The 17,590-nt window shown below is 66.4% G+C and carries 17 protein-coding genes; 5 read left to right on the top strand and 12 right to left on the bottom strand.

Annotated features, from left to right (window positions below; translation table 11 throughout):
* Positions 1–14: 14 nt before the first annotated feature.
* From HV798_RS23100 to carA, 4 genes are all read right to left on the bottom strand, one after another.
* Positions 15–791, bottom strand: coding sequence for an SDR family oxidoreductase (locus HV798_RS23100; RefSeq protein WP_175194384.1), 777 nt, complete (start codon positions 789–791; stop codon positions 15–17).
* A gap of 86 nt (positions 792–877) precedes the next feature.
* Positions 878–1,774 (bottom strand): lipid A hydroxylase LpxO, encoded by an 897-nt coding sequence (lpxO, locus tag HV798_RS23095; RefSeq protein ID WP_175194382.1) that lies wholly within the window; start codon positions 1,772–1,774, stop codon positions 878–880.
* A gap of 53 nt (positions 1,775–1,827) precedes the next feature.
* A complete protein-coding gene (gene carB / locus HV798_RS23090) occupies positions 1,828–5,070 on the bottom strand; it encodes a carbamoyl-phosphate synthase large subunit (RefSeq protein WP_175194374.1) in 3,243 nt (1,080 codons plus the stop codon).
* 10 nt (positions 5,071–5,080) lie between these two features.
* Positions 5,081–6,235 (bottom strand): glutamine-hydrolyzing carbamoyl-phosphate synthase small subunit, encoded by a 1,155-nt coding sequence (gene carA, locus HV798_RS23085; protein WP_175194365.1) that lies wholly within the window; start codon positions 6,233–6,235, stop codon positions 5,081–5,083.
* Between the two features lie 165 nt (positions 6,236–6,400).
* On the opposite strand from carA, the gene tal reads away from it, so the two are divergent.
* The gene (gene tal / locus HV798_RS23080; protein ID WP_175194363.1) at positions 6,401–7,354 is read left to right on the top strand and encodes a transaldolase; all 954 of its coding nucleotides are present in this window, start codon (positions 6,401–6,403) and stop codon (positions 7,352–7,354) included.
* Positions 7,355–7,401: 47 nt separating this feature from the next.
* On the opposite strand, the gene HV798_RS23075 is transcribed toward tal, so the two are convergent.
* Positions 7,402–7,929: a carboxymuconolactone decarboxylase family protein gene (locus tag HV798_RS23075; protein WP_025139579.1), complete on the bottom strand. Its 528-nt coding sequence runs from the start codon at positions 7,927–7,929 to the stop codon at positions 7,402–7,404.
* 146 nt (positions 7,930–8,075) lie between these two features.
* Here HV798_RS23075 and HV798_RS23070 point away from each other — a divergent pair, with 146 nt between their 5' ends.
* From HV798_RS23070 to HV798_RS23055, 4 genes are read left to right on the top strand one after another with little or no spacing between them, the layout of a single operon-like run.
* Complete coding sequence (locus HV798_RS23070; protein ID WP_175194362.1) at positions 8,076–10,289, top strand: ATP-binding protein; 2,214 nt, start codon at positions 8,076–8,078, stop codon at positions 10,287–10,289.
* Positions 10,286–10,651, top strand: coding sequence for a response regulator (locus tag HV798_RS23065; RefSeq protein WP_025139581.1), 366 nt, complete (start codon positions 10,286–10,288; stop codon positions 10,649–10,651). Before HV798_RS23070 ends, HV798_RS23065 begins: the two co-directional genes overlap by 4 nt.
* Before the next feature lie 8 nt (positions 10,652–10,659).
* Positions 10,660–11,307, top strand: coding sequence for a hypothetical protein (locus HV798_RS23060; RefSeq protein WP_175194360.1), 648 nt, complete (start codon positions 10,660–10,662; stop codon positions 11,305–11,307).
* 19 nt (positions 11,308–11,326) lie between these two features.
* Positions 11,327–11,896 carry a biliverdin-producing heme oxygenase gene (locus HV798_RS23055; protein ID WP_175216578.1) on the top strand — a complete coding sequence of 190 codons (570 nt, stop codon included), beginning with the start codon at positions 11,327–11,329 and terminating at the stop codon, positions 11,894–11,896.
* Positions 11,897–11,998: 102 nt separating this feature from the next.
* On the opposite strand, the gene HV798_RS23050 is transcribed toward HV798_RS23055, so the two are convergent.
* The 7 genes from HV798_RS23050 to HV798_RS23020 all read right to left on the bottom strand — a co-directional run.
* Positions 11,999–12,793 (bottom strand): ABC transporter permease, encoded by a 795-nt coding sequence (locus HV798_RS23050; RefSeq protein ID WP_175194359.1) that lies wholly within the window; start codon positions 12,791–12,793, stop codon positions 11,999–12,001.
* 3 nt (positions 12,794–12,796) lie between these two features.
* Positions 12,797–13,606, bottom strand: coding sequence for an ABC transporter ATP-binding protein (locus tag HV798_RS23045; RefSeq protein WP_175194357.1), 810 nt, complete (start codon positions 13,604–13,606; stop codon positions 12,797–12,799).
* Positions 13,599–14,639: an ABC transporter substrate-binding protein gene (locus HV798_RS23040; protein ID WP_025137449.1), complete on the bottom strand. Its 1,041-nt coding sequence runs from the start codon at positions 14,637–14,639 to the stop codon at positions 13,599–13,601. Before HV798_RS23040 ends, HV798_RS23045 begins: the two co-directional genes overlap by 8 nt.
* Positions 14,620–15,909, bottom strand: a complete 1,290-nt coding sequence (locus HV798_RS23035) for a CaiB/BaiF CoA transferase family protein (RefSeq protein ID WP_175194355.1) — start codon at positions 15,907–15,909, stop codon at positions 14,620–14,622. Before HV798_RS23035 ends, HV798_RS23040 begins: the two co-directional genes overlap by 20 nt.
* A 154-nt stretch (positions 15,910–16,063) precedes the next feature.
* Positions 16,064–16,672 carry a recombination mediator RecR gene (gene recR, locus HV798_RS23030; RefSeq protein WP_006385499.1) on the bottom strand — a complete coding sequence of 203 codons (609 nt, stop codon included), beginning with the start codon at positions 16,670–16,672 and terminating at the stop codon, positions 16,064–16,066.
* A 67-nt stretch (positions 16,673–16,739) separates the two neighbouring features.
* Positions 16,740–17,066 (bottom strand): YbaB/EbfC family nucleoid-associated protein, encoded by a 327-nt coding sequence (locus HV798_RS23025; protein ID WP_025137446.1) that lies wholly within the window; start codon positions 17,064–17,066, stop codon positions 16,740–16,742.
* Between the two features lie 46 nt (positions 17,067–17,112).
* Positions 17,113–17,590, bottom strand: a 478-nt coding sequence (locus tag HV798_RS23020) for a DNA polymerase III subunit gamma/tau C-terminal domain-containing protein (RefSeq protein ID WP_281360915.1), incomplete at its 5' end; no start/stop codon positions are given.

Raw genomic sequence — 17,590 nt, 5'->3', positions numbered from 1 at the left:
GCCCGCAAACTCCCCTACTGCCCCGCCTTGTCCGCCTTGCGCGGTTTGCGCGGCGCGTTGCGCGCCAGGCGGTCGTAGACGGCATTGGGCAACAAGCGCATCAGCTTGGCCACCACGCCCATCTGCCAGGGAATCACCGTGTACGACGTGCCGCGCCCGATGGCCGCCTGCGCGCGCCGCGCAAAGGCGTCGGCATCCATCAGGAACGGCATGGAATACGGATTGTGCGCGGTCATCGCCGTGCGGATGTAGCCCGGCGCGATGGTGACGACGCGAATGCCGTCGCCCGCCAGTTCCAGCCGCAGGCTTTCGCAGTAGGTCACCACCGCAGACTTGGAGGCGCTGTAGGCGCCCGCCCCAGGCAGGCCGCGCACGCCCGCCACGCTGGCGATACCCACCAGCCGCCCGCTGCCGGCAGCCCGCATCGATTCCACGAAGGGTTCGAAGGTAGCCACCGTGGCGAGCAGGTTGGTGTCGACGATGGCCTTGAAGACATCAAAGTCTTCGGTGTGGCCGGTCAGCGTGCCCGCGCTGATGCCGGCGCTGGCAATGACCACATCCACCCGCCCCTGGCAGAAAGCAATGAAATCCTGTGCGGCGGCATGCAGCGCCGGGCGATCGAGCACGTCCACGGCATACCAGCGGTGCTGGCCCGGCAGACTGTCGGCCAGCTCACGCAGCGCGTCTTCGCGCCGCCCCAGCAGGCCCAGCGTGGCGCCGGCTGCGGCGTATTGCTGGGCCAGGGCTCGGCCCAAGCCGCTGCTGGCGCCGGTAATGAAGACTCTGTCCATGGATTCGCCTGGGTCGGATGAAAAAAGGCGGCGCCTCCCGCCAGGGAGGGCCGCCCGATATCCTACAGGAAGGCCGGCGCCGGGGATTACAGGAAGATCAGCGCGAAGATCGCCGCCACCAACGCCCACTTGGACAGGTAGTACAGCGGCTTGCTCTTTTTCTTGAGCGCCTTGCCGAAGCGCCGCACCGCGTACACCACGCCAAAGATGCGGTTGATGCCGCCGGTGGCGTCGCCTTCCTGGTTGGGCGCCGCTGCAGCACGCAACAGAAACCCGCCCACCACCCGATTGAACGCCTGCGCCCAGCGGTAACGCATGGGGCGCTCGACGTCCGCGAACAGGATGATGCGGTTCTGGTCGGTCTTGTTTTCGGCGTAATGGATGAACGTTTCGTCGAACACCACCGCCTGGCCATCGCGCCAGTGGTATTCCTGGCCGTCGACGTTGATATAGCAGTCGGGGCTGTTCGGCGTGATCAGGCCCATGTGGAAACGCAACGAACCGGCGTAAGGGTCGCGGTGCCGCGGCAGGCGGCTGCCCGGGGGCAACGAGGCGAACATCGCCGCCTTGATGGTGGGAATGCCTGCCAGCAGCTGGGTCGTGACCGGACAGAGGGCCTGGGCCGACGGATGGTCTGCGTCATACCATTTCAGGTAGAAACGCTTCCAGCCGGTCTTGAAGAAGGAATTGAAGCCCGCGTCGTTGTATTTGTCCGAGGCCTTGATGTGGCCGTCGCCATACAGGTTGACGGCCTCTGCCCGGATTTCGTCGCAGCGTTCCAACAAGACCTTCAGCTCTGGAAACTGGTCCAGATCGAGATAGGGCTGGTTGGGCACGCTGGAGAACGCGTACATGAAGCAGTTCAGCGGCGCCGTGAACGTGGAGTGATCCAACGCCTGCCGCGAGAACCGGTGCCTGACACGACCACGGTAGTGAACTACCGTGGCGCACACAATGAATAACGCCAGAATGAACCATTTCATTCTTTTGCCCTCACCTTACTTCACTTGCAGCGCGCCCTCTGCGCGCCCAAGCATTATTTGTCAGTTAAAGACGCGTGCAGTTCCTGCAAGGGGTAAACCTGCAGGCCCAGACCTTGGCGCAAGTACTGCATGCCTTCGACCGCGGCGCGGGCGCCAGCGATGGTGGTGAAGAAGGTCACGCGGGCAGCGAGCGATTGGGTACGGATGGTGCGCGAGTCGACGATGGCGTTGCGACGTTCTTCGACGGTGTTGATGACCAGCGAGATTTCGCCGTTCTTGACCATGTCGACGATGTGCGGACGGCCTTCGGTGACCTTGTTCACGCGCTGCACGGGAATGCCGGCCGCTTCGATCTCGGCCGCCGTGCCGCGCGTGGCGACCAGCTTGAAGCCCAGGGCGTGCAGGCCGCGCGCCACTTCGACGGCGCGGGGCTTGTCCTGGTTCTTCACGCTGATGAACACCGTGCCGGATTCCGGCAGGCGCACGCCCGCGGCCAGCTGCGACTTCACGAAGGCTTCGCCGAAGCTCATGCCCACGCCCATCACTTCGCCGGTCGACTTCATTTCCGGACCCAGGATGGTGTCCACGCCCGGGAACTTCACGAACGGGAAGACGGCTTCCTTGACCGAGAAGTAAGGCGGCACGACTTCCTTGGTGATGCCCTGGGCCGCCAGCGTCTGGCCGGCCATGGCGCGCGCGGCGATCTTGGCCAGTTGCAGGCCGGTGGCCTTGGACACGTAAGGCACCGTACGCGAGGCGCGCGGGTTCACTTCCAGCACGTAGACGTCGCCGCCCTGGATGGCGAACTGCACGTTCATCAGGCCGCTGACGTTCAGGGCCTTGGCCATCATGGTGGTCTGGCGCTTGATCTCGGCGATGACGTCGGCCGACAGCGAGTAAGGCGGCAGGCTGCAGGCGGAGTCGCCCGAGTGCACGCCGGCTTGCTCGATGTGTTCCATGACGCCGCCGATGAAGACGGTTTCGCCATCGGCCAGGCAGTCGACGTCGACTTCGGTGGCGTTGTTCAGGAAGCGGTCCAGCAGCACCGGCGAGTCATTGCTGACCTTCACGGCCTCACGCATGTAGCGTTCGAGGTCTTGCTGCTCGTGCACGATTTCCATCGCGCGGCCGCCCAGCACATAGCTGGGACGCACCACCAGCGGGTAGCCGATTTCGGTGGCGTGGGCCAGGGCCTCGCCTTCGGTGCGGGCCGTGCGGTTGGGCGGCTGACGCAGGCCGAGCTTGTTGAGCAGCTTCTGGAAGCGCTCGCGGTCTTCGGCGACGTCGATGGATTCAGGGCTGGTGCCGATGATGGGCACGCCGTTGGCTTCCAGGGCGCGCGCCAGCTTCAGCGGGGTCTGGCCGCCGTACTGGACGATCATGCCGACCGGGTTTTCCTTGTGGACGATTTCCAGCACGTCTTCGAGCGTCAGGGGTTCGAAGTACAGGCGGTCGGACGTGTCGTAGTCGGTGGACACGGTTTCCGGGTTGCAGTTGACCATGATGGTCTCGTACCCGTCTTCGCGCAGCGCCAGCGCGGCATGCACGCAGCAGTAGTCGAATTCGATGCCCTGGCCGATGCGGTTCGGGCCACCGCCCAGCACCACGATCTTCTTGCGATCGGTGGGGGCGGATTCGCACTCTTCCTCGTACGTGGAGTACATGTAGGCGGTACGGGTGGCGAATTCAGCGGCGCAGGTGTCCACGCGCTTGTAGACCGGACGCACGTTCAGTTGGTGGCGCAGCTTGCGCACTTCGGATTCGGCCGAATCCAGCAGGAACGCCAGGCGGCGGTCGGAGAAACCGCGGCGCTTCAGTTCCCACAGGGTGGCGTAGTCCAGATCGGCCAGCGTCTTCTGCTCGAGCGCGAGCTCGATGTCGACGATTTCCTTGATCTGCGACAGGAACCAGGGGTCGATGTGCGTGATGGCGTGCACTTCGTCGAGCGTGAAGCCCTGGGCGAAGGCGTCGCCCACGTACCAGATGCGTTCCGGACCGGGCTCGCCCAGCTCGACCTGCAGCTTTTCGCGGTCGGTGGTTTTCTGGTTCAGGCCGTCGACGCCGACTTCCAGGCCGCGCAGCGCTTTCTGGAACGATTCCTGGAAGGTGCGGCCGATGGCCATGACTTCACCCACGGACTTCATCTGGGTGGTCAGGCGGGCGTCGGCGGTGGGGAATTTCTCGAAGGCGAAACGCGGCACCTTGGTGACCACGTAGTCGATCGACGGTTCGAACGAGGCGGGCGTGGCGCCGCCGGTGATTTCGTTCTTGAGCTCGTCCAGCGTGTAGCCCACGGCCAGGCGCGCAGCGACCTTGGCGATGGGAAAGCCGGTGGCCTTGGAGGCCAGCGCCGACGAACGCGACACGCGCGGGTTCATCTCGATGACGATCATGCGGCCATCGCGGGGGTTGACCGCGAACTGCACGTTCGAGCCGCCGGTGTCCACGCCGATCTCGCGCAATACCGCGATCGATGCATTACGCATGATCTGGTATTCCTTGTCGGTCAGCGTCTGGGCCGGCGCCACGGTGATCGAGTCACCGGTGTGCACGCCCATGGGGTCCAGGTTTTCGATGGAGCAGACGATGATGCAGTTGTCCGCCTTGTCGCGGACCACTTCCATCTCGAATTCCTTCCAGCCCAGCAGCGATTCTTCGATGAGCAGTTCGCTGGTGGGCGAGGCTTCGAGGCCGCGACGGCAGATGGTTTCGAATTCTTCGGCGTTGTAGGCAATGCCGCCGCCCGAACCGCCCATGGTGAAGCTGGGGCGGATGACGGCCGGGAAACCCGAGGTGCCGACTTCGGACGCGATGCGGCGCTGCACTTCCCAGGCTTCGTCCATCGTGTGGGCGACGCCCGACTTGGCCGACTCCAGGCCGATGTCGGTCATGGCCTGCTTGAACTTCTGGCGGTCTTCGGCCTTTTCGATGGCGTGCTCGTTGGCGCCGATCAGTTCGACGTTGTGCTTTTTCAGCACGCCGTGGTGGGCCAGGTCGAGCGCGCAGTTCAGCGCGGTCTGGCCGCCCATGGTGGGCAGCAGCGCATCGGGCTTTTCACGCTCGATGATCTTTTCGACGGCTTGCCAGGTGATGGGCTCGATGTAGGTGACGTCGGCCGTTTCCGGGTCGGTCATGATCGTGGCGGGGTTGCTGTTCACCAGGATGGTGCGGTAACCCTCGGCCTTGAGCGCCTTGCACGCTTGCGCGCCGGAATAGTCGAATTCGCAGGCCTGCCCGATGATGATGGGGCCGGCGCCGATGATGAGAATGCTTTTTAGGTCTGTACGCTTGGGCATGATGCAATCTTTACTTTTGGCCGGACATCAGGCTGATGAACTTGTCGAAGAGCTCCAGGATGTCGTGCGGACCGGGACTGGCTTCGGGGTGGCCCTGGAAGCAGAAGGCCGGACGGTCGGTGAGCTCGAAGCCCTGCAGCGTGCCGTCGAACAGCGACACGTGCGTGACGCGCGCGTTGGCCGGCAGGCTGGCCGCGTCGACCGCGAAACCGTGGTTCTGGCTGGTGATGAAGACGCGCTTGGAGGCCAGGTCCTGCACCGGGTGGTTGGCCCCGTGGTGGCCGGTCTTCATCTTGAGCGTCTTGCCGCCCACGGCCAGGCCCATGATCTGGTGGCCCAGGCAGATGCCGAATACCGGCAGCTTCTTGTCCAGGAACACGCGCGTGGCGTCGATGGCGTAGTCGCAGGGCTCGGGGTCGCCGGGGCCGTTGGACAGGAACACGCCGTCGGGGTTGAGCTTGAGCACTTCTTCGGCGCTGGTCTGGGCCGGCACCAGCGTCAGGCGGCAGCCGCGATCGGCCAGCAGGCGCAGGATGTTGGACTTGATGCCGAAGTCGTAGGCGACGACGTGGAACTTGGACTGGTCGGGCTGGGTGTAGCCTTCGCCCAGTTGCCAGGTGCCTTCGGTCCAGGTGGTGTTGGACTTGATGGACACGACCTTGGCCAGGTCCTGGCCGGCCATGCCGGCAAAGCCGCGGGCCAGTTCGACAGCGCGGTCGGCGTCGGTGCCAACGAAGATGCAGGCGCCCTGGGCGCCCTTTTCACGCAGGATGCGGGTCAGCTTGCGGGTGTCGATGCCGGAAATGGCAACGATGCCCTGGGCAGACAGGTACTCGGGCAGCGATTGCGTGGAACGGAAGTTCGACACGCGGGCGGGACAGTCGCGGACCACCAGGCCGGCGGCGTAGACGCGATTCGCTTCGACGTCTTCGGCATTGATGCCGGTATTGCCGATGTGCGGATAGGTCAGCGTGACGATCTGGCCGCTATAGCTGGGATCGGTGAGAATTTCCTGGTACCCGGTCATCGCGGTGTTGAACACCACTTCGGCAACGGTATGCCCAGGCGCACCGATCGACACGCCTCGAAAAATGGTACCGTCCGCCAGAGCCAGAATTGCAGGAGGGAAGCGGTTGATCCCCTCGGGAAAAAGTTGCGGCAGCACAGTAAACCCCGGTTTTATGAATCGATAATCAAACCTTCGAATTATACCTTGAGCGGCCGTTTTCCCCGGAAAACCGCGCCAAATAAGGCCAGGATCGAAGATTTGGACCGTCGGCAGTGATACGCTAAAGCACCTTCAACCCTGACGTTGTGAGCCGTTTTGTCCATGTCCAGCCAACTTGACGCCCTGCGCAATCACACCACCGTTGTCGCCGACACCGGGGATTTCGAAGCGATGAAGGCGCTGCGTCCCACCGACGCCACCACCAATCCGTCCCTGATTCTTAAGGCCGTGCAGCAGGACGCCTACCGCCCGCTGCTGGAAAAAACCGCCCGCGACCACCGCGGCGCCCCCACCGCCGAGCTGATGGACCGCCTGCTGGTCGCGTTCGGCCGCGCCATCCTGAACATCGTGCCCGGCCGGGTCTCGACCGAGGTCGACGCGCGCCTGTCGTTCGACACCCGCGCCACCATCGAACGCGCCCGTGGCCTGATCGCCCTGTACGAAGCCGCCGGCGTGCCGCGTGAACGCGTGCTGATCAAGATCGCGTCCACCTGGGAAGGCATCCAGGCCGCCCGCGCGCTGCAGGCCGAGGGCGTGCGCTGCAACCTGACCCTGCTGTTTTCGCTGCCGCAGGCCGTGGCCTGCGCCGACGCCAATGTGCAGCTGATTTCGCCCTTCGTGGGCCGCATCTACGACTGGCACAAAAAGGCCGCCGGCGCCGCCTGGGTCGAAGCCGACCACGCCGGCGCGCGCGACCCCGGCGTGCAGTCGGTGACCCGCATCTACCAGTACTACAAGCGTTTCGGCATCGCCACCGAGATCATGGGCGCCAGCTTTCGCAACGTGGGCCAGATCCTGGCGCTGTCGGGCTGCGATCTCCTGACCATCAGCCCCGAACTGCTGACCCAGCTGGCCGCCACCGAAGGCGATGCCCCGGCGCAATTGCGCGCCGATGCCGCCAGCGGCGACATCGCCCGCATCGCCTCGGACGAAGTGGCCTTTCGCACGCAGCTGAACGACGACGCCATGGCCAGCGACAAGCTGTCCGAGGGCATTCGCGCGTTCGTGGCCGACGCCATCAAGCTGGACGCGCTGATCGAAGCCCAGCGCGGCTGACTTTCCTGACCGGTCCGGGGGGCGGCGTGCCGCCCCCCGGACGGTTTTCAGCGGTGGTCGTGCGAGTGCACTTGCAGCGCTTCCAGAAAGCGCGACACCATGTTGTAGGCGGCCACGGTGGCCGTCAGTTCAACCGTCAGCTTGTCCGAACCCATTGCGGCGCGCGCCGCCTGGAACACCGGTTCCGGCACCTGCACCTGGCGCGTCATGGCGTCGGTATAGGCCAGCACCGCGCGTTCGCGTTCGCTGAACAACGTGGATGCCTCCCAATCGGGCAAAGCGTCCAGCTGGGCTTGCGACAGGCCTTCCTTCAGGGCGATCGGCGCGTGCTGGTCGGCTTCGTAGGGCGCGCCGTTGACACTCGCCACCCGCATGATCACAAGCTCGCGAATGTCGCCCGGCAGCGAGGATAATTGCCGGATGGACGTCAGGTAGTTGAGCCAGCCCCCGGCCACGGCCGGGCTGTGCAGCAGCATCTGGTACAGGTGCAGCACGCTGCCGCGCTCGGCAACGATACGGTCCACCAGGGGCTGCGCTTCGGGGTGGGACAGGTCGGCGTAGGGAAGACGCGCCATGAAAACTCCGTAGAGGATTAGGGCCGGTTGGCGCCAAAGAGCGTAAGGCCTTCGCGCGCCAAAAAACCGAGACGCAGCAAATGCACACATTCGCAAGAACTTTGACATAATGACAGCACATTGCGCGCCTCCAGGACAAGCCTAGAATGAATGCGCCCACCCAGTCCCACCCCCCTGTCACGCTCGCAAACTGCGACAGCGAACCGATCCACGTACCGGGCGCCATTCAGCCCCTGGGCGCGTTGCTCGCGTTCGATGCTGCGGGCGTGTTGCGCTACGCGAGCGAAACCGCGCCGCAGGTGCTGGGCACGCCGCTGGCGCTGGGCTACCGCTGCGAACCCGGCGCCTTGCCGCCGGGGCTGGAACACTACCTGTCGGTATGGCTGGACAGCGCCGACCCGGTCTTCGACCCGCTGACGCTGGCGTTGGATGAGCACACCTATGACGTCATTGCCCACCGCAACGCGGATGGCCTGACGCTGCTTGAACTGGAACGCCGCGGCGACGACACCGGTATCGCCGACCCCGCGCGCATCTACCGCGGCATCGAACGCATCCGCCTGCAGCGCGACATTGCCGGCCTCCTGGACCGCACGGTGCAGGAAGTGCAACGCGCCACCGGCTTTGACCGCGTCATGGCCTACCGTTTCCATCCGGACGACAGCGGCGAGATCGTGGCCGAGCGGCGCGGCGACCCCACCCTGGAAGACTGGGTGGGGCGGCGCTATCCGGCAGGCGACATTCCCGCCCAGGCGCGCCGCCTGTATACGGTGAATACGCTGCGCCAGATTGCCGATGCGCAGTACCAGCCGGTGCGCGTGCTGGGCGAGGATCGCCATGACGAGCCGCCGCTGGACATGAGCTTTTCGGTGCTGCGCAGCGTGTCGCCGATTCATCTTGAATACATGGCGAACATGGGCGTGCGCGCCTCGATGAGCCTGTCGCTGGTGATCGGCGGCAAGCTGTGGGGCATGATCGCCTGCCATCATCATTCGCCGCGCCAGATTCCCTACCCCGCCCGCCTGGCGTGCGAGGCGCTGGCACAGGTGCTGTCGGCCGCGCTGGCCAATATCGAAGGCAGCGAGCGCGCCGAACAGGCGCGCCGCAGCGCCGCGCTGGTCAGCCGGTTGGCCGAACGGGTATCGGCGTCCGAAAACGTGCATCTGGCCCTGTCCGGTGGCCCCGATTCCCCTGCCGCGCTGCTCCCCAACGACGCCGCGCTGTGCCTGTGGGGCAACAGCGTGACAGTGTTCGGCGGCATCGCGCCGCGCGGCGAACTGGCCGGCATCCTGTGCGCACTGGACCAGAGCGGCCAGCGGCTGGTGCACACCAGCAACATCGCGCGCGACTATCCCGACCTGCAGACCGACCTGGTGCCGTACGCGGGCCTCCTGGCCTGCAAGTTCGACCCCATGAACAACGGTTGGCTGATCTGGCTGCGCAAAGAGCAGATCGAAACCGTGGTGTGGGGCGGCAAGCCCGAAAAACAGTATGCCGTCGGCAACCTGGGCCCGCGCCTGACGCCGCGCGGTTCGTTCGAAGCGTGGCGCGAAGTCACGCGCGACACCAGCGCGCCCTGGCTGCCCGCCGAACTGGAAGCGGCCGACAACCTGCGCGACGAGCTTTCCCATATCGCCACCAGCCGCGCCGCCGACGTGGACCGCGCCCGCACCGCGCTGCTGGCAATGCTGGGCCACGACCTGCGCGATCCGCTGCAATCCATTTCCATGGCGGCCACGCTGCTGTCGAAAACGGACTCGGGTGCCCGCATGGGCGAGCGCATCCGCTATTCCAGCGGCCGGATGCAGCGCCTGATCTCGCAGGTGCTGGACCTGTCGCGCTTGCAGGCCGGCATGGGGCTGGGCATCGAAAAGCGCGAATGCTGCCTGTCCGAACTGATCAATGGCCTGATCGAGGAAAAGCGCCAGGCCTACCCCGGCCTGCTCATCGAACCCGTCGTGCAGCCCGGCCTGACCCTGATGGCCGATACCGACCGCATCGCCCAGGTGATCACCAACCTGATGAGCAACGCGCGCCAGCACGGCGCGCCGCGCATGCCGATCCGCGTCACGGCGCGCCTGGACGGCGAGACCATCGAACTGACCGTGGCGAACCATGGCGCCCCCATTCCGGACGAGGTCATGGCGCATCTGTTCTCGCCCTTCAAGCCGGAATCCATGGGCCATTCGCGCAATCGCAATGGCCTGGGGCTGGGGTTGTATATTGCCGAACAGGTGGTCCGCGACCACGATGGTGAAATTGCCGTCGGCTGCCATGACGGCCTGGTGGTTTTCACTGTTATCCTGCCGCGCGGCGCTGAAGCGCCGCCCGCAACCCCGCATCCTGGAGACATGATTTGAACGAAGCGCGCTCGCTACGCGTCCTGCTGGTCGACGACAACGAAATGGGCTCAGAACTGCTGGCCGAATTCCTGGCGCTGTCCGGCCTGGAGACCCGCTGCGCCGTCAACGGCGAAGATGCCCTGGCGCAAGTCGCCGCCTTCGACCCGCAGGCGGTGCTGGTCGATATCCTGCTGCCCGACATGGACGGCTACGAACTGGCCCGCCGGCTGCGCGAGCGCAGCGCGTCGACCCGCATCTATGCCCTGAGCGGCCTGGCCCGCCACGAACGCCACGAAGACGCCACGCGCCTGTTCAATGGCTGGATCGAAAAGCCCGCTGATCCCGACGCGCTGCTGAGCGTGCTGCGGCAGGCGGATTGAGGCCGCCGATGCACGCCGATATCCCAGCCCAGGCCCTGGCCGCCGATGGCGTGCGTTTCAAGGTGCTGGCGCAGATCTTTCCCGTCCTGCGGCACGAGACGCTGGCGCCGCTGTCCAACGCCACGCTGGCCGTGGCCATGCTGCGCCAGACGCCGGAAGGCGCCAGCGCCGACGCCCTGCAGCAGCGCTGCCAACGGCTGGCCGGCGACCTGCAGCACATGCTCGAAGACAGCGTCAATGTGGTGCGCGACCTGGACCAATGGCTGGTCGATAACGGCGCACGGCTACCGGCCAACGCGCTGCTGCGCCAATGCCGCAAGCTGCTGTTTTCGCAGCTGATGTGGTCCAAGCGCCAGGTGCGCTGGCCCGACGAGGCCGCCGCGATCGAACTGCCGGCGTTCACCTCGCGCTACCTGGTGATGGCCTGGCTGCTGTGCATGCTGCCATGGCTGCCTGAAGGGGCTGAGCTGGTGCTGGATGCCTCTGCCACGGACGTCTGGCATGCGGATTTTTCAGCGGCGTCCCAGGCGCCCGCGACCCCGCAACTGTTCGACGCGCAAGACATCGCGCTGTTGGCCGAGGCCTCGGGGTGGCGCCTGGAGCGCCAGCCGCAGCGCTGGTCGCTGCACCTGCCGGCCGCCCCGACCGCCTGTTGACAACTCAAAGGAGCTTCGCATGATCTCCCCCGTACACCAGGTCCTGCGGGACGGCACCCGCGAACGCCACGAAACCCTGGACCAAGGCCTGGCCTTGGCCGATGGCGACGTCAGCCGCGCCCATTACCTGAACTACTTGCGAGCCCTGCTGGGCTGGCTGGAACCGGTCGAACAGCGCCTGTGGCGGCTGCAATGGCCCGAGCAATTGCGGGCCTCGGCCCGTGCGGGCAAAAGCGCCCTGATCCGCGCCGACCTGCAAGCGGCCGGTGACGCGGCGCCGGTGGCGCACTGCGCCGACGCCCCGGCGCCAGAGCAGGCCGACGCCTATGCACTGGGCGTGGCCTACGTGGTGGAAGGCTCGCAACTGGGCGGACGCTTCCTGGCCAAGCGGCTGGAAGACATCACCCCGCCCCTGCCGCTGAGCTACCTGCGCGGCTATGGCGACGAGGTCGGTGCGCTGTGGAAAGGCTTTCTGCAGCATCTGGACAGCGCGGCCCAGGGGCACGAGGCGCGCGCGCTGCAAGGCGCGCAAGACGCATTCGACAGCCTGACCGCGTGGCTGCGCAGCCAGCGGGCGTTGCAAGCCTAGCGCGCCCGTCAGTTCCTGAAGGGGCCCGCCACATCCGCGCGACGCCCATGAAAAAGCCCGGCCAGGCCGGGCTTTTTCATGGGCGTCGCGTCATGCGGCAGATCAGAGCTTTTCGGTTTCGCCTGACTTCGGCTGCCACTTCATCAGCCGCTTTTCACCGATGCCGACGATATAGTCCAGCACCAGCGCGAACGCTGTCAGGACCACGATGCCGGCGAACACGGTATTGACGTCGAACGTGCCTTCGGCCTGCAGGATCAGGTAGCCCACGCCGCTGGCCGAGCCCAGGTATTCGCCCACCACCGCGCCCACGAAGGCCAGGCCCACCGAGGTATGCAAGCTGGAGAACACCCAGCTGGTGGCCGACGGCAGGTACACGTGGCGCAGCAGCTGGCGCTGGCGCGCGCCGAGCATGCGGGCATTGTCCAGCAGGGTCGGGCTGACTTCACGCACGCCCTGGTAGACGTTGAAGAAGACGATGAAGAACACCAGCGTCACGGCCAGCGCGACCTTGGACCAGATGCCCAGCCCGAACCACATGCCGAAGATCGGCGCCAGGATCACGCGCGGCATCGAGTTGGCCGCCTTGATGTAAGGGTCCAGGATGGCGCTGGCGCGCGGCGACAGGCCCAGCCAGAGGCCGAAAGCCAGGCCCGCGATGGTGCCGATGAAGAACGCCAGCACCGTTTCGGTCAACGTGACCCACAGGTGGGTGTAGATGTCGGCATTGGTGACGAACCACGCCCAGATGCGGCCCCAGACCTTCAGGGGTTCACCGAAGAAGAAGGCGACCTTGGAATCGCGCGAGGCGATATGCCAGACGCCCAGGATGATGACCAGCAGCAGCAACTGCCAGAAGCGCAGGCTGGCGGAACCGGGTTTGAACGACTTGGACATAGGTCAGGCCCGCTTCTGTTGGGCATAGCCCTTGAGCACTTCTTCGCGCAGCACGGCCCAGATGGCCGCGTGCAATTCGACGAAGCGCAGGTTGTTGCGCACTTCGGCCACATCGCGCGGACGCGGCAGATCGATCGCGAATTCGCCGATGGGGTGCGTGCCCGGCCCGGCCGACAGCACCACGACGCGGTCGCTCATGGCGATGGCTTCGTCCAGGTCGTGCGTGATGAACAGCACGGCCTTGCGCTTGGCCATCCACAGGTCCAGCACCTCGTTTTCCATCAGTTGGCGCGTCTGGATGTCGAGCGCGGAAAACGGCTCGTCCATCAGGATGATGTCGGGGTCGCGGATCAAGGTCTGGGCCAGCATGGCGCGTTTGCGCATGCCGCCGGACATCTGGTGCGGATAGCGGCCCTCGAAGCCGCCCAGGCCCACGCGGCGCATCCATTCGCGGCCGCGTTCCTGGGCTTCGGCGCGCGGCACGCCGGCAAAGTCCAGCCCGGCCACCACGTTGTCCAGCGCGCTGCGCCACGGCAGCAGGGCCTCGCCCTGGAACATGTAGCCGGCCCGTGAATTGATGCCGGACAGCGGCTGGCCGAACACTTTCACCTGGCCCGACGACGGCGCCAGCAGGCCGGCGCTGACGTTGAGCAAGGTGGACTTGCCGCAGCCCGTGGGACCCACCACCGACACGAACTCGCCTGGCGCGATGGCCAGGGTCGTGTCGCTGACGGCGGTGTAGCGCTGCGAGCGGTCGTCGCGGGAGACAAAGGTGCAGCTGATGTTTTCCAGCGAAAGCGCGGCTTCAGCCATTGGGGTATTTCTCGTTGGCGCGGCGCGCGAAGTCGTTGGTCCAGACCTTGGAGGCGTCGATCTTGGCGCCGTCGAAGTCCGCCTGGTAGGCGGCCAGGGCCTTGAGCGCCGTGGCGGCGCCGTCTTCGGGGATCAGGCCGTCGGGCGACAGGCCTTCCAGGCTCTTGCCGATGGCGGCCTTGTAGACGGCCGGATCACCCAGCAGATAGGTTTCGGGCACGACCTTGGCGATCTCGTCGGGACCGGCCTTCTGGATCCATTTGTCGGCGCGCACCAGGGCGTTGGTCAATGCCTGGACGGTGTTCGGGTTGGCGTCGATGAACGCCTGCGGCGCATACAGGCAGCCGGCCGGCATGTTGCCGCCGAAGATGTCCTGGGTGTCCTTGAGCGTGCGCGTGTCGACGATGATCTGGATGTCGCCCGGCATTTCCAGCATCGACACCACGGGGTCGGTGTTGGAGATGGCGTCGATCTGGCCGCTGCGCAGCGCCGTGACGGCTCCTGCGCCGGCGCCCACGCCGATGATGGACACGTCGGAGGCCTTCAGGCCGTGCTTGGCCAGGAAGAAGCTGACCACCATGTTGGTGGACGAGCCCGGCGCGGTCACGCCGATCTTCTTGCCTTTCAGGTCGGCCGGGCCCTTGTAGTTGGGCATGTTCTTCTTGGACACGCCCACGCCGATCATCGGCGCGCGGCCTTGCAGCACGAAAGCGCGGTAGAACTGGCCCTTGGACTGCATGGCCAGCGTGTGCTCGAATGCGCCCGACACCACGTCGGCGCTGCCGCCCACGACCGCCTGCAGGGCCTTGGAGCCGCCGGCAAAGTCGGCGATCGACACGTCCAGGCCTTCGTCCTTGAAGTAGCCACGGGCCTCGGCGATGGACAGCGGGAGGTAGTAGATCAGGGGTTTGCCGCCCACGGCGATCTGGACCTTGGTCTTCTCCAGCTTCTGGGCGCGCACGATGGCGGGGGCCATGCCCATGACGCCGGCGGCGCCGGCCATCTTGAGCAAATCACGGCGTGTGACTGACATGTGTTGTCTCCTTGGGATCAGGTCTACCGATAGCGCCAGTCTGCGCCAGCTTGTCGATAGCCGCTGAATCATACCCCAGCGATTTCAGGACTTCCTCGGTATGTTCCCCTAATTCGGGGCCTATCCAGCGGGTGCCGCCGGGGGTCTCGGAAAGCTTGGGCACCACCGCCGGCAGCTTGACCGGACGGCCGTCGGCGAACTGATGCTGCTCGATCATGCGCCGCGCCAGGAACTGCGGATCGGTGAACATGTCGGCCACGCTGTAGATCTTGCCGACCGGCACGTCGGCCGCCTTCAGGGTGTTCAGCGCGTCGTCAATATCGCGGCCGCCGCACCAGGCCTGGATGGCGCCGTCGATCTCGTCCACCCGGCGGGCGCGGCCATCGTTGCGGACCAGGTCCGGGTCCGTGGCCAGGTCGTCGCGGCCGATGGCCCGCATCAAGCGATGAAAGATCGCGTCGCCATTGCCGGCGATGACGACGTTCTGGCCATCGTGGGTCGTGTAGGTGTTGGACGGCACGATGCCGGGCAGCGCGCCGCCGGTGCGTTCGCGCACCACGCCGGCCACGTCGTACTCGGGCACCAGGCTTTCCATCATGTTGAAGACGGCCTCGTACAGCGCCACGTCGACCATCTGGCCCTGGCCGGCGCGGCAGGCCTCGCCCGTCTGGCCATTCCAGCGGCCGCCGGTGGCATCGCGATGGCGCAGCGCCATCATCGCGCCGATCACGCCGTGCAGCGCCGCGATCGAATCGCCGATCGAGATGCCCACGCGCAGCGGCGGCCGGTCGGGATGGCCCGACACGTAGCGCAGCCCGCCCATGGATTCGCCGATGGCGCCGAAGCCCGGCTGGTCTTTCATCGGGCCGGTCTGGCCATAGCCGGACAGGCGCACCATGATCAGGGCGGGGTTGATGGCGCGCAGCTGCTCGAAGCCCAAGCCCCATTTTTCCAGCACGCCGGGGCGGTAGTTCTCGACCACGACGTCGGCGTCCAGCGCCAGCTTGCGGGCGATCTCGCGGGCGTCGGGGTGCTTCAGGTTGAGCGCGATGGATTGCTTGTTGCGGGCCTGTACCGTCCACCACAGTGAATTGCCTTCGTGCAGGTGGCGCCAGCTGCGGATGGGGTCGCCGCCGCCCGTGCCGTCGGGGCCGTGCGGGGTTTCGACCTTGATGACGTCGGCACCGAATTCGCCGAAGATGCGCGCCGCGAACGGCCCGGCGATGAGCGTGCCGAGTTCCAGGACCTTCAGTCCGGTCAGGGCTGACATGATGGGTGTCTTCCTCGTGGGGTCCGCGCCGTACGTGCGCCGCGGATCGATTTTGCGAGCGGTACAGGATACCCTGCCCCGCCCCGCCGCCCCAAGGAAAGTGCGCGCCCCATGGACGGCGCAACGCGCGCGCAGCCAGGGCTGCGCAGGGAATTCAGGTGGTCTTGCGTTCCATCAGCGCCCAGGCGATGGTGCCGGCGTCGACGTATTCAAGTTCACTGCCCGCGGGCACGCCGCGCGCCAGGCGCGTCACGCGCAGGCCGCGCTCGCCCAGGGCTTCACCCAGGAAATGCGCGGTGGTCTCGCCTTCGGCCGTGAAGTTGGTGGCCAGGATGACCTCTTGCACCACTCCGTCGGTGGCCCGCCGGATGACGCGGTCGAAATCCAGTTCGCGCGGCCCGATGCCTTCCAGCGGCGCGACCCGGCCCATCAGCACGTAGTACAGGCCACGGTAGCCGTGGCTGGACTCGATCATGTTCTGGTCGGCCGGCGTCTCGACGATGCACAGCAGGGAAGGATCGCGCTTGGGATTGGCGCAGGTGGCGCACACGTCTTCTTCGGCGAAGCTGTTGCAACGCGAGCAATGACGCAGGTCGCGCACCGCGCCGGCCAACGCCCGCCCCAGCATGTCGGCCCCCTGGGGGTCGTGCTGCAGCAGGTGATAGGCCATGCGCCGGGCCGAGCGCACGCCCACGCCAGGCAGGCGCCGCAGGGCCTCGATCAGCGAGACGAGCGGTTCGGGTTCGGGCAGTAGTGGATCCATGGCGCGGCGAAATCTTGCGGGCGGCAATGGCCGCGCCGCGGGGTGCGGCGCCGGCCTGGGCGTTCGATCAGAACGGCAGCTTCATGCCCGGGGGCAGCGGCATGCCGGCGGTGACGGACGCCATCTTTTCCTGGGAGGTGGCTTCGGCCTTGCGCAGCGCGTCGTTGAACGCAGCGGCAACCAGGTCTTCGAGCATGTCCTTGTCGTCGGCCAGCAGCGAGGGATCGATCTCGACGCGTTTGACGTCGTGACGGCAGGACATGGTGACCTTGACCAGGCCGCCGCCCGCGGCGCCTTCGACCTGGATCTCGGCCAGGGCGTCTTGCGCCTTCTTCATGTTTTCCTGCATCTGCTGCGCCTGGCGCATCAGGCCGGCCAGTTGTCCTTTCATCATGATCGAGTTTCCTTGAACGAGGGGAATAAGGGGATTTGCCGGCGCCTCAGGCGGCGGCGGAAGGGGGATCGACGTGGCGGATCGAGCCGGCCACGACATAACCGCCGAAATCGGACAGCAACGCCTGCACGAACGGGTCGACGGCGACCGCGTCTTCGGCGGCCTGCTGGCGCGCCGCGCGCTCGGCCTGGGCCACGGCGTGGGCCGTGGCTTCGCCAACGGCGCCAACGTCCACGTCCAGGCGGATGCCCTGGCCGAAATGTTCGCACAGCACGGTCTGCAGGCGCACGCGGCTTTCGCTTTCGGCCAGCGTCCTGACCGCCACGCGCAGGATGACGGCATCGCCCTGCACGCCGGCCCATTCGCTTTGGCGGGCCAGTTCGGCGGCCAGCCCGGTCACAGGCAGGCGCGCGGCCAGCTCGGGCCAGGCGGCAGAGGTCATGTCGGTGATGCGGGCGCGCGCCTGGCGCTTGCGCGCCGGGGCGGCGCCGTCACGCCGGGCGGGCGCGGGCGACGGCACGGGG

The organism is Achromobacter deleyi, assembly GCF_902859705.1.
Taxonomy (GTDB): domain Bacteria; phylum Pseudomonadota; class Gammaproteobacteria; order Burkholderiales; family Burkholderiaceae_B; genus Achromobacter; species Achromobacter deleyi.
The sequence above is the reverse complement of the archived record's forward strand: the minus strand, read 5'-3'. Positions and strand labels throughout refer to the sequence as shown.